Below are 11794 nucleotides of genomic sequence, written 5' to 3'. Positions count from 1 at the left end.
AGCCCGCTCCTACAGGTCCCGTAGGAGCGGGCTTGCCCCGCGATTGCGGTAGGTCAGGCCGCCGAGCTAAGGTTGTTAACACCGTCGGTCTTGGCCACCTGCTTGCGGCAGGCGTCGCCAAAGGCCTGGAACATCTTCACCGAGTCCGGGTTCTGCGCCGCTTGCCATTCTGGGTGCCATTGCACGGCGAACAGGAAGGGCGACAGGCTCGGAGCATGGATAGCCTCTACCAGGCCATCTTCGGCGTGAGCCAGGGGCTCGATGCCTTTGCCGAGGTTGTTCAGGCCCTGGCCGTGCAGCGAGTTGACACGGATTTCGTCGCTTTGCAGCAGCTTTTGCAACCAGCTGCCTTGCTCCAGACGCACGCTGTGAACAGCGCTGTACTGCACGTCTACCGGATCTTCCGGGTTTTCCCGGTGATCATTGAAACCAGCTTCTGCGTAAACCTTCTGGTAGATGTCTCCACCCAGGGCTACGTTGATTTCCTGCATGCCACGGCAGATACCGAAGATCGGCAGACCGCGGGCAATGGCCAGTTTCACCAGGGGTAGGTCGAACAGGTCGCGGTCACGATCCTGGGCTTTGCCTGGGGTTTGGTTCTCCTGGCCGTAGAGGGCTGGGTCGATATTGCTGCCAGCACCGGTGAGGTAAACACCGTCAGCCATGTCCAGGTAGGTTTCGAGGTCTTCGATGCCGCAGCAGGTTGGTACCAGGACGGGTACGCAACCGGCATGTTCAACCAGCGGCACGATGTATTTGTGAGTCATGACCTGATAGTCGTGACCTTTACGCTCCTGGGCGCCCATGGTCATCAGGACGACGGGTTTGCGAAGGGTTTGTTTCTTATTGCCAATGTTGCTGTTGGGCATATGTCACCTTGGGACAGGCGCGGCCTGTCATTATTATGCAGGCGCGCAGTTGAAACCTTTGCGCTACCTGAGGTTTCGAGCACTGCCGGAAGGGCGCAAGGGGCCAATATTTCCGGTCGAAACCTGTCATACAGCTTGCCAGAGCCGTTTAATATGTCAAACGACTTCAGCTTGCGTGGCCGAAGCCAGTCATTGCCTGAGTGCAATTATCGCTTTGCAGGCCTTGCTAACCGGCGCTGCCAGTGATTCTCACGGTTCATTATATTTGACAGCGAGTTGGCCGCTGCCCACCTATACTCTGCCCATCGGCAACAGCCTGCTGTCGTTGACCGGGTCAAGACGCCTCTGATCCTGTGGTCGTGCCTGTTGTAGTAGCCGGATGCGAGTCGTCCTCTCTCAACGCTGCAAAGGGTTCAGGTCATGGATATTGTCAGTCTGGTGGTTCAGGTCATTGCCGGTGTAGTAGGCGGCAATGCCGTCGGCATGAGCAAGCAAAGCATGGGGCCAGGGCTCAACTCGGTCGTCGGTGGTATCGGCGGTGTGGTGCTCGGGCAGATTATCGCGGCGATAACCGGCGAGCCCGCTGCTGCGGCCGCGGGTGGTGGAGTGGACCTGGCAGCGCTGATCAGCAGCATTATCGGCGGGGGTGCCGGGGGTGCGGTGCTGACGTTCATCATCGGCTTGATCAAGTCGAAGATGCATCCGCAATAGGTGCAAACCCTCTCGCTGGCAGCGCCAGCTCCTACTCTGTAGGAGCCAGCGTTGCTGGCGATCGGTTGCAACGCGTCAGTGCAGGATCTGCGCGAGGAAGCCTTTGGCCCGCGCAGTTTGCGGATTGTTGAAAAACGCCTCAGGGCTGGCATCTTCGATGATCTGCCCGCCATCAAGAAACAGCACCCGTTCGGCGACCTGACGAGCGAAGCCCATTTCGTGGGTGACGCAGAGCATGGTCATGCCGGTGTCGGCCAGTTTCACCAGCACGTCCAGCACTTCGGCGACCATCTCCGGGTCGAGCGCCGAGGTCGGCTCGTCGAACAGCATGATCTTCGGCTTCATGCACAGCGCCCGGGCAATCGCCACACGCTGTTGCTGGCCACCGGAAAGCTGGCTGGGGTACTTGTTGGCCTGGCTTTCGATACCCACCTTGTTCAGGTAGAACCGGGCACGTTCCTCTGCTTCCTTGCGCGATAGGCCGCGTACGCTCATCGGCGCCAGGGTGCAGTTGTCCAGCACGCTCATGTGCGGGAACAGGTTGAAATGCTGGAACACCATGCCGATTTCACTGCGTACGTCGGCGGCCTGGCGGGTGGTCAGAGCCAAGTCCGTGTCGTTGACACGAATGTGACCTTTCTCGGCGATTTCCAGGCGGTTGATGCAGCGGATCAGGGTGGATTTGCCCGAACCCGAAGGCCCGCACAGTACAATGCGCTCACCTTCGCGAACGTTCAGATTGATGTCGCGCAGCACATGGTAGGCGCCGTAGTGTTTGTTCAAACCCTCGATGCTGACCACGACTTTGCGCGGGTCGGCGTGCCGGACAGGGCTGGTTGCTGCAAGGCTCAGTGAAGCGGTCATGTTGTTATTCTCCCGCGATCAAGTGAAGCGTGCCGCGCTGTAGGGCGCAGGGTCGGTAAAGGTCGACTCGCCGGTCATCATCTCGGCCAGCAGACGGCCGCTGACCGGCCCCAGCGTCAGGCCGTGATGGGCGTGGCCAAAGTTGAACCACAGGCCCTTGTGGCGGGCCGCCGGGCCGATCACCGGGCGCATGTCCGGTAGGCAAGGGCGCCGCCCCAGCCACGGTTGGGCGTCGAGACGCTGACCGAGGGGGAAGATCTTGCGTGCCAGCACTTCACAGCGCTTGAGCTGAATCTCGTTGGCGGCGTCGCTGCTCGCTGCGAACTCGATGCCGGTGGTCAGGCGAATGCCCTGGGCCATAGGCGCGAGCACATAACCGCCTTGGCCATCGCAGATCGAATGCTTCAGTTCGGCCCCCTCAAGGGCCCGGTAATGCATGTGGTAGCCGCGTTTGATTTCCAGCGGGATGCGGTAGCCCAGGGGCTTGAACAGGTCAGCCGATTGCGGGCCGAGGGCGATGACCACCTCGGGTGCGGTGATCGGCCCCTGACGGCTGTCGACCTGCCACTCGCTGTCGATCTGGCGCAGGGTGCGCGCATCGCCATGGATGAACTGGCCACCACGCTTGACGAACAGTGCCGTGTAGCCGCGGGTCAGGCCGCCGGGGTTGGTGACGGTCTTGGGGTCGAGCCAGTGGATGCCACCGACCACGTTGTCGCTGAGGTTGGCTTCGCGTGCATGCAATTGCTGGCGATCAAGGATCTCGTAGCTCAAGCCGTAAGGCGCCAGCGCCTGCGCATCAGCCTTGGCCTTGCTGAAGGCGGCGTCGTTGCGAAACACCTCGATCCAGCCGTTCGCCTTGACCAGGTCAGCAAGCCCGGCGGCATCGATCAGTGCGTCGTGCTCCTCCACACAACGTTGCACCAGCGGCAGCATGGCGCGGGTGGCGACGCTCAGGCCGGCAGCCGATGAGTTTTGCCAGTACTTGAACAGCCAGGGTGCGATCTTCGGCACGTGGGTCAGGCTGTAGCGCACATCGGATTGGCGATTGAGCCCATAGCGCAGCAAGCTCGACAACTCCCGGGGAAAGGCATAGGGGATCACGCTGGAGCGCTCGATCAGCCCGGCGTTGCCATGGCTGGTGCCACTGCCGGGTTCGTCACGGTCGATGAGGATGACCTTGCGACCGTGGGCCTGCAGGTGAAGGGCCGTACTAACGCCGACGATACCGGCGCCCAGAACGATGGTTTGACAATGCATTGGAACGGTCCTCACAGCAGGCTGTCAGTGCAGGTGGCGGCCCAGTCGGGCTTCGATGTGTTTCAGGCTGCGGCGCACGATTTCGACGATCAGCAGGTAGAGCACGGCGGCCCACAGGTAAATCTGGAAATCGAAACTGCGCGAGAAGGCCAGTTTGGTCACGCCCATCAGGTCGTAGATGGTCACCAGCGAGGCGATCGCGCTGGCCTTGATCATCAGGATCAGTTCATTGCCCAGCGGGCCGATGGCGACGATCATCGATTGCGGCAGGATCACCTTGAAGAAGGTCGTCGAGCGTTTCAGGCTCAGGGCCTTGGCCGCCTCATACTGGCCGGGGGCGACTGCCAGCAGGGCGCCACGGAAGATCTCCGCCTGGTAGGCGGCAGTGTTGAGGACGAAGGCCAGCAGCGTGCAGTACCAGGCTTCGCGGAAGAACCACCACAACCCCACGTCCTGCCAGAAGCCTTTGAGCGACCCCAGGCCGTAGTACAGCAAGAACAGCTGGGCCAGCAGCGGCGAGCCGCGGAAGAAGTAGATGTAGCCGGCGCTCAGACGCTGCAGCAGCAGGCTGTTGGACAAGCGCGCCAAAGCCAGCAGCATGCCGAGCAGGGCGCCCAGGGTGAAAGAAATCGCCACCAGTTTGCCGGTGACCAGCAGGCCGTCGATAAAGCGCGGACCGTAGCGCTCCAGCAGATCGGGATCGAGGACCAGTGCTATCAATTGATCGAGGCTCATGTCCGGGCACTCCGCAGGTGGCGACTGAAGTACTGCTCGATGAACACGAAGACCCGTCCCGACAAGGCCGAGAACAGCAGGTAGCCCAGGCAGGCGACGCCATAGAAGAACATCGGTTCCTTGGTCACGCTGACCGCGAGGTTGGTCTGGCGCATCAGGTCGACCAGGGAAATGGTCGAGACCAATGAGGTGTCTTTAAGCAGCGACAGCCAGTTGTTCGACAGGCCCGGCATGGCAATGCGCACCAGCTGCGGGAAAATCACTTTGCGAAAGGTCGTGGCCTTGCTCAGGCCCAAGGCCTGGGAGGCTTCGTACTGACCTTTGGCGACGGTTTTAAAGGCACCGAGCCAGATCTCGCTGGAAAAAGCAGCAAACACCAGGCTGAAGGCGATCATCGCCGCCAGGAAGGTGTTGATCAGCACCTCGCCTTCGTAGCCCATGGCCGCAAGGATTTTCTGCGCGGCGATCTGGCAGCCGTAGTAGATGATCAACAGCGTGAGCAATTCAGGCAGGCCGCGGAACACGGTGGAAAAGATCGTCGCCGCAGCGCGGGGAAAGCGCTTGCGCGAGCGAGCCATCAAGGCCACGCCCAGACCCAGGGGCAAGCCGATGGGCAGGCAGGCCAGGGCCAGGGATATGGTCACCAGCGCGCCGGCCAGCAGGGCTTGACCCCAGCCGCCGCTGGCGAAGGATAACAGGGACAGTTGTTCGAGCATGGGCGAACCCTCTTGCAAGACAGACGCGCACCCCTGTAGGGGCCGGCATTGCCGGCGATAGCATCGACACGGTGTCAGTTAATCCGCGGTGTCTGCATCGCTGGCAATGCCAGCTCCTTCAGGAGGCCTGGGCCAGGATTACTGATAGATATCGAAGTCGAAGTAACGACTGGCGATCTTCTGGTAGGTGCCGTTGGCGACGATCTCGTCCAGGGCTTTGTTCAGGCGTTCGCGCAAGGCTTGGTCTTCCTTGCGCACGGCAATCGAGGCATCGGCCTTGGTGCCGTTGACGTCGCCGAGGATCTTGCAGCAGTCCTTGCCGGCCTTGCCCAGCCAGTCATGCAGCGGGAATTTGTCGGCAATCACCCCGTCCAGTCGCCCAGCGACGAGGTCGGCGTTGGCTTCATCGAGGGTCGGGTAGAGTTTGACCCCGGCACCGGCCTTGCCGTAGACATCTTCGGCGTAGATCGCCTGGGTCGAGGAGGATTGCGCACCGACCGTGTAGCCCTTGAAGTCAGTCTGCGCGTCGCTGATCTCGCTATCCTTGGCCACCGCTACCGATAGTGGTGTCTTGTAGTAATGGTTGGTGAAGGCGATTTTCTTGCGGCGCTCTTCGGTGTTGATCATCGATGCGACCACCGCGTCGTATTTCTTGGCCATCAACGCTGGGATGATACCTTCCCAGTCCTGGGCCACCAGGGTGCATTCGACTTTCATCTGTTCGCACAGGGCCTTGGTGATATCGACATCAAAGCCGTGCAGTTGGTTATCCGAATCGACATAGTTGAACGGCGGGTAAGCGCCTTCGGTGGCAATTTTCAGGGTTTCGGCCTGAGCCATGGTTGCACCGGCAAGCAGCAGGGCGCACGCACCTGCAAAGCGGATAACGGGTTTCATGTCACACCTCGATCTGTTGTTTGCACTCTTGCTATTGTTTGCTCGCTGACGTGTAGCCAACGAATTCATTGTGTAGAGCGGCAGTTGCTTCCAAGCGTTTTTCAACATCCGGTCCAAGCTTCTTGCAGACCTCGTTGACCATCAGGTGTACCCACGACAGCATCGTCGCGGTGGACTCCCAGAACAGATTGAACTCGGTGGGGATACGAAACACCTCGTCGGCGTTGGCATCGGCCCAGTCACAGAAGGTGTCGGTAACCAGTGTTACCGGGATGCCTGTCTCATGTGCCTTGCGGCACAGGTTCAGGGCATGGCGTGAATAGCGGCGCGCTTCGAACACCACCAGGGCGCAGTCGGCCGGGTCGCTGAGCAACACCTCGCCAAAATGCCCGGCACTGCCATCGACCACCTGCACACCGTCACGCAGGTACTGCAGCAGGTGGGCCATGCACAGGGCGATGCCGCGCTCGGTCTGAAACCCTGCGACAAACACCTTGCGCCGCTGGGCCAGGCGTTGGCTGACCGCTTCCCAGGCCGGGGTTCGGCTGTACTCGTAGACTCGCACCAGTGCACCGACTTCCTGCTCAAGGCTGCGAGCCAGGCCCGCGGCATCCTTGCCATGCTGTTGGCGGAATTCTTGCAAACGATCACCGACCAGCCAGGGGCCATCGCCCAGGTCGTCCTTGAGGTCGTGTTTGAGCGCCTTGAGGTGTTCATAACCCAAAGCCCGGCAGAAACGCCCGACACTGGATTCGCTGACGCCGATTTTCGCCGCCAGGCTCGCCGAGGTTTCGAACGGCAGGTCGCTGAGGTGGGCGAGCATGTAGCTGGCGATCTTGCGACCTGAAGCCGCTGCGTTATGCAGGCTGTTTTCCAGGCGTTGCTTGATCGGTTGGCTCACGGCGATTCTCGAAGGCGGTTGCACGTGGAAACAGAAAATGAATGTTTTCTGTCATCAAGTCAACATTTGACAGTTTGCTGTCACAAGAGGAAAGTTTCGTCATTGCTCATCGCTGTCGCCCATTCCAAATCCAATAAGGGAGCTTCAGATGTCCGCACGTCCCGACACTGCTGTCGCGCAGATCGCTTTTGCCGACCTGCAGGCCTTGTTGCAGCGTATTTTTGTCCGTCATGGCAGCAGTGAAGCGGTTGCCCGCGTGCTGGCCTTCAACTGCGCCAGCGCCCAGCGCGACGGTGCTCACAGCCATGGGGTGTTCCGCATTCCAGGTTACGTCTCGACCTTGGCCAGTGGCTGGGTCGATGGCAAGGCCGTGCCTGAAGTGGATGATGTCGCCAGTGGTTATTTGCGTGTCGATGCCAAGGGCGGCTTTGCCCAACCGGCGCTGGCCGCTGCGCGTGAGCTGCTGGTGGAAAAGGCGCGCAGTGCCGGGATCGCCGTGCTGGCAATCCATAACTCACACCATTTCGCTGCTCTGTGGCCGGATGTCGAGCCCTTCGCCGATGAAGGTCTGGTGGCCTTGAGCGTGGTCAACAGCATGACCTGCGTGGTGCCTCATGGCGCCCGGCAGCCGTTGTTCGGCACCAACCCGATTGCTTTTGCCGCGCCTTGCGCCGGCAGTGATCCCATCGTTTTCGACATGGCCACCAGTGCCATGGCCCACGGCGATGTGCAGATTGCTGCGCGCAAAGGCGAGCAACTGCCTGATGGTATCGGTGTGGACAGTCAGGGCCAGCCGACTCGCGACCCGCAAAAGATTCTCGACGGCGGTGCGCTGCTGCCGTTTGGTGGGCATAAGGGCTCGGCCTTGTCGATGATGGTCGAGTTGCTGGCGGCTGCGCTGACCGGAGGTCATTTTTCCTGGGAGTTCGATTGGTCGCAGCATCCGGGCGCGAAAACGCCCTGGACCGGGCAGTTGCTCATCGTCATCGACCCGGCCAAGTCGGTCGGTAACTGTTTTGCCGAGCGCAGCCATGAACTGGTACGGCAGATGCAGTCGGTGGGCCTGCAGCGGATGCCGGGTGAGCGGCGATATCGTGAGCGCGAGTTGTCGGCCCGGCAGGGGGTGACGGTGACGGAGCAGGAGCTGGAGCAGTTGCAGGCGTTGGCTCAGTAAATGACTCACGATGAGGATACCGTGCAATCTCGCACAGATCAGTTGCACCAAGGGTGATGTCACTCAGGTGCAGGTACAGGTATCCTCGACACAGCATTTAGTCCGAACTGTCCTGACTCAAGGAGCTGCACGCTGTGTTCAAACATGTTGATGCCTACGCCGGCGATCCGATTCTGTCCCTGATGGAGACCTTCAAGGCCGACCCGCGCGCCAACAAGGTCAACCTGAGTATCGGTCTGTATTACGATGCCGCAGGCGTGGTGCCGCAACTGGCCGCGGTCGGCGAAGCTGAAAAGCGCATGGCCGGCCAGCCGCATGAGGCTTCGCTGTATCTGCCGATGGAAGGTCTGAACAGCTATCGCCAGGCAATCCAGGCGCTGCTGTTCGGCACCGATCATCCGGCAGTGCAGGGCGGCCGTGTAGCCACCGTGCAGACCGTGGGTGGCTCCGGCGCATTGAAAGTCGGTGCCGACTTCCTCAAGCGCTACTTCCCCGAGTCGCAGGTGTGGGTCAGCAATCCGACCTGGGACAACCACCGGGCGATTTTTGAAGGCGCAGGATTCAAGGTCAACACCTACCCGTACTTCGACCAAGGCACGCGCGGCCTGGATTTTGACGGCATGCTCACAGCCCTGCAGGGCCTGCCGGCCAACAGCATCGTGCTGTTGCACCCGTGCTGCCACAACCCGACTGGGGTTGATCTGAGCCAGGCGCAATGGCAGCAGGTGATCGAGGTGGTCAAGGCGCGCAACCTGATTCCGTTCCTCGATATCGCCTACCAGGGCTTCGGTGAAGGCCTGGTCGAGGATGCCTACGCCATCCGCGAAGTGGCCCGTGCCGGTGTGCCGTGCCTGGTGAGCAACTCGTTCTCGAAGATCTTCTCGCTGTACGGCGAGCGGGTAGGGGGGCTGTCGGTGGTCTGCGACGATGCCGACACCACGCAAAGCGTACTCGGCCAGCTCAAGGCCACAGTGCGTCGCAATTACTCCAGCCCACCGAACTTCGGCGCCCAACTGGTGGCCGCGGTGCTCGGTGATGCTGCGCTCAATGCCCAATGGGCTGCTGAAGTAGAGCAGATGCGTCTGCGCATTCTCGAGATGCGTCAGGGGCTGGTTGATGCGCTGGCTGTGCTGCTGCCAGGTCAGGACTTCCAGTTCTTCCTGACTCAGCGCGGGATGTTCAGTTACACCGGTTTGAGCGTCGAGCAGGTGCGTCGCCTGCGGGATGAGTTCGGTGTTTACTTGATCAACAGCGGCCGGGTGTGCATGTCCGGCCTGCGTCCGGACAACCTGCAGCAGGTGGCTGAGGCTATCGCGGCAGTGCAGGCCTGACCCCTGTAGGAGCGGATTCATCCGCGAAGGACTGCGTAGCAGGCCCATCTTACGGGGCCGCACTGCGACCCTTCGCGGATGAATCCGCTCCTACAGGTATTCCTTGGTGCAACCGCTCCGTCGGCCAGGGCTTTGCAAGTGCAACCAATGGGCGCACAATCGCGCCCCTCTTTGTATGGTTGAGGGGCGGTGATGCCTCTGCTTCGCCACTCTCAGCCCTGTTGCAGTCTTGCGAGTGGAGTTGCACCCGGATGAATGAGCAGGCCCCAAGCGTTGAACAACGCTTTGAATCGACCCCAGCCGCCCTCGGCAGCTGGTCCCGTCAGGACACTACCTGGATGCTGGGCCTGTTTGGCACGGCCATTGGCGCCGGAACCCTGTTCCTGCCGATCAATGCCGGAGTTGGCGGCTTCTGGCCCTTGCTGATCCTGGCGTTGTTGGCGTTCCCGATGACCTACTACGCTCACCGCGGGCTGACCCGCTTTGTGCTGTCCGGCCGCGATGGCGCCGACATCACCGACGTGGTCGAAGAGCACTTCGGCATCAATGCCGGTGCCCTGATCACCTTGCTGTACTTCTTCGCTATCTTCCCGATCCTGCTGATCTACAGCGTCGCCCTGACCAACACGGTCGGCAGCTTCATGGAGCATCAACTGCACATCGAGCCGCCACCGCGCGCGGTGCTGTCGTTCGTGCTGATTCTCGGCCTGCTGGCCATTGTGCGCTGCGGCGAGCAGGCCACCGTCAAGGTCATGAGCCTGCTGGTCTATCCGTTCATCGTCGCCCTGGCGTTCCTCGCGGTGTTCCTGATTCCGCACTGGAGTGGTGGCATCCTCACCACTGCCAGCGAATTGCCGTCGGGTTCGGCGTTCCTGCACACCCTGTGGCTGGCGATTCCGGTGATGGTGTTCTCCTTTAACCATTCGCCGATCATCTCGGCCTTTGCCGTTGACCAGAAGCGTCGCTATGGCGCGCACGCCGACGAGCGTAGCGGGCAGATCCTGTGCCGTGCTCACCTGCTGATGGTGGCCATGGTGATGTTCTTCGTGTTCAGCTGCGTACTGACCCTGACCCCGGCACAATTGGCCGAAGCCAAGGCGCAGAACCTGTCGATCCTGTCGTACCTGGCCAACCACTTCAGCAACCCGACCATCGCCTTCGCCGCGCCGCTGATTGCCTTCATCGCCATCGCCAAGTCGTTCCTGGGCCACTACATCGGTGCCAGTGAAGGTCTCAAGGGCCTGGTCGTGAAAAGCGGCAAGCGCCCGAGCGCCAAGGCCCTGGACCGCATGACCGCGGCTTTCATGCTGGTGATCTGCTGGATCGTCGCCACCCTCAACCCGAGCATCCTCGGCATGATCGAGACCCTCGGCGGCCCGGTGATCGCGGCAATCCTGTTCCTGATGCCGATGTACGCCATCCGCAAGGTGCCAGCCATGCGCAAATACAGCGGGCAGATGTCCAACGTCTTCGTCGTGGCCGTCGGCCTGGTGGCGATCTCGGCGCTGGTTTACTCGCTGCTGGGCTGACAGCGTAGATTCGGGAGCCGGCAATCGGCTCCCGAATGGGGCAAATTGTTCACAAAAGCTGTCTGGCAATACAACAATTTAACCTTGGCCCATAGGTAGACGGGCACTTTCATGATTAACTCTGGTCCTTTACTCACCCTGCATAAGGACTTCGTTCATGGCTCAAGTGACTCTCAAAGGCAATCCGGTTCAGGTTAAAGGCGAGCTGCCGAAAGTTGGCGCCCAAGCGCCGGCGTTTTCCCTGGTTGGTGCTGGCCTGGCTGACGTGACCCTGGCTTCTTTGGCCGGCAAGCGCAAAGTGCTGAACATCTTCCCGAGCGTCGATACCCCGACCTGCGCCACGTCGGTGCGCACCTTCAACAAGAAGGCCAACGAATTGAACAACACCGTGGTGCTGTGCATTTCCGCCGACCTGCCATTCGCTCAAGCGCGCTTCTGCGGTGCTGAAGGCCTGGAGAATGTCCAGAACCTGTCGACCCTGCGTGGCCGCGAGTTCATCGAGAACTACGGCGTGGCCATCGCCGACGGCCCGCTGGCCGGCCTGACCGCCCGTGCGGTGGTTGTGCTGGATGAGAATGACAAGGTGCTGCACGCTGAGCTGGTTGGCGAAATCGCTGACGAGCCGAACTACGATGCTGCTCTGGCAGTGTTGAAGTGATCTGATCCCAGTAGGCGCGGGCTTGCCCCGCGATGCTGTTAGCAATTGTTACGGTCTGGTCCTCGATCAGGCCGTTTTTATTTACAGTTCATTGTCTTAGCAACGTAAGCTCAAGGTAAATTGCCGGTAAAGGCGCTTTGCTTATCCTG

12 protein-coding genes are annotated in these 11794 nt (G+C 60.8%); 5 read left to right on the top strand and 7 right to left on the bottom strand.

Annotated features, from left to right (window positions below; all coding sequences use genetic code 11):
• Positions 1-53 precede the first annotated feature (53 nt).
• Positions 54-869 (bottom strand): gamma-glutamyl-gamma-aminobutyrate hydrolase family protein, encoded by an 816-nt coding sequence (locus tag ACRESH_RS14120; RefSeq protein WP_431742579.1) that lies wholly within the window; start codon positions 867-869, stop codon positions 54-56.
• Between the two features lie 420 nt (positions 870-1289).
• On the opposite strand from ACRESH_RS14120, the gene ACRESH_RS14115 reads away from it, so the two are divergent.
• The gene (locus ACRESH_RS14115) at positions 1290-1580 is read left to right on the top strand and encodes a hypothetical protein (RefSeq protein WP_431742578.1); all 291 of its coding nucleotides are present in this window, start codon (positions 1290-1292) and stop codon (positions 1578-1580) included.
• Between the two features lie 75 nt (positions 1581-1655).
• On the opposite strand, the gene ACRESH_RS14110 is transcribed toward ACRESH_RS14115, so the two are convergent.
• From ACRESH_RS14110 to ACRESH_RS14085, 6 genes are all read right to left on the bottom strand, one after another.
• Complete coding sequence (locus ACRESH_RS14110) at positions 1656-2444, bottom strand: amino acid ABC transporter ATP-binding protein (protein ID WP_431742577.1); 789 nt, start codon at positions 2442-2444, stop codon at positions 1656-1658.
• Positions 2445-2462: 18 nt separating this feature from the next.
• Positions 2463-3704 carry an NAD(P)/FAD-dependent oxidoreductase gene (locus ACRESH_RS14105; RefSeq protein WP_431742576.1) on the bottom strand — a complete coding sequence of 414 codons (1242 nt, stop codon included), beginning with the start codon at positions 3702-3704 and terminating at the stop codon, positions 2463-2465.
• A 24-nt stretch (positions 3705-3728) separates the two neighbouring features.
• Positions 3729-4439, bottom strand: coding sequence for an ABC transporter permease (locus ACRESH_RS14100; RefSeq protein ID WP_431742575.1), 711 nt, complete (start codon positions 4437-4439; stop codon positions 3729-3731).
• Positions 4436-5155 carry an ABC transporter permease gene (locus ACRESH_RS14095; RefSeq protein WP_431742574.1) on the bottom strand — a complete coding sequence of 240 codons (720 nt, stop codon included), beginning with the start codon at positions 5153-5155 and terminating at the stop codon, positions 4436-4438. Before ACRESH_RS14095 ends, ACRESH_RS14100 begins: the two co-directional genes overlap by 4 nt.
• Before the next feature lie 138 nt (positions 5156-5293).
• Positions 5294-6052 (bottom strand): transporter substrate-binding domain-containing protein, encoded by a 759-nt coding sequence (locus tag ACRESH_RS14090; protein ID WP_431742573.1) that lies wholly within the window; start codon positions 6050-6052, stop codon positions 5294-5296.
• Between the two features lie 31 nt (positions 6053-6083).
• Positions 6084-6953 carry a MurR/RpiR family transcriptional regulator gene (locus ACRESH_RS14085; RefSeq protein WP_431742572.1) on the bottom strand — a complete coding sequence of 290 codons (870 nt, stop codon included), beginning with the start codon at positions 6951-6953 and terminating at the stop codon, positions 6084-6086.
• A gap of 148 nt (positions 6954-7101) precedes the next feature.
• Here ACRESH_RS14085 and ACRESH_RS14080 point away from each other — a divergent pair, with 148 nt between their 5' ends.
• The 4 genes from ACRESH_RS14080 (at position 7102) to tpx (ending at position 11645) form a co-directional block, all read left to right on the top strand.
• Positions 7102-8127 (top strand): Ldh family oxidoreductase, encoded by a 1026-nt coding sequence (locus ACRESH_RS14080; protein WP_431742571.1) that lies wholly within the window; start codon positions 7102-7104, stop codon positions 8125-8127.
• Between the two features lie 134 nt (positions 8128-8261).
• Positions 8262-9458, top strand: coding sequence for an aromatic amino acid transaminase (locus ACRESH_RS14075; protein WP_431742570.1), 1197 nt, complete (start codon positions 8262-8264; stop codon positions 9456-9458).
• Positions 9459-9709: 251 nt separating this feature from the next.
• Complete coding sequence (locus tag ACRESH_RS14070) at positions 9710-10987, top strand: serine/threonine transporter (RefSeq protein ID WP_431742569.1); 1278 nt, start codon at positions 9710-9712, stop codon at positions 10985-10987.
• Positions 10988-11144: 157 nt separating this feature from the next.
• Complete coding sequence (gene tpx, locus ACRESH_RS14065) at positions 11145-11645, top strand: thiol peroxidase (protein ID WP_431742568.1); 501 nt, start codon at positions 11145-11147, stop codon at positions 11643-11645.
• Positions 11646-11794: the final 149 nt, after the last annotated feature.

It is taken from the genome of Pseudomonas sp., from assembly GCF_050739775.1.
Classification (GTDB): domain Bacteria; phylum Pseudomonadota; class Gammaproteobacteria; order Pseudomonadales; family Pseudomonadaceae; genus Aquipseudomonas.
Note: the sequence above shows the minus strand (reverse complement) of the source record. Positions and strands in the feature narration are given on the sequence as shown.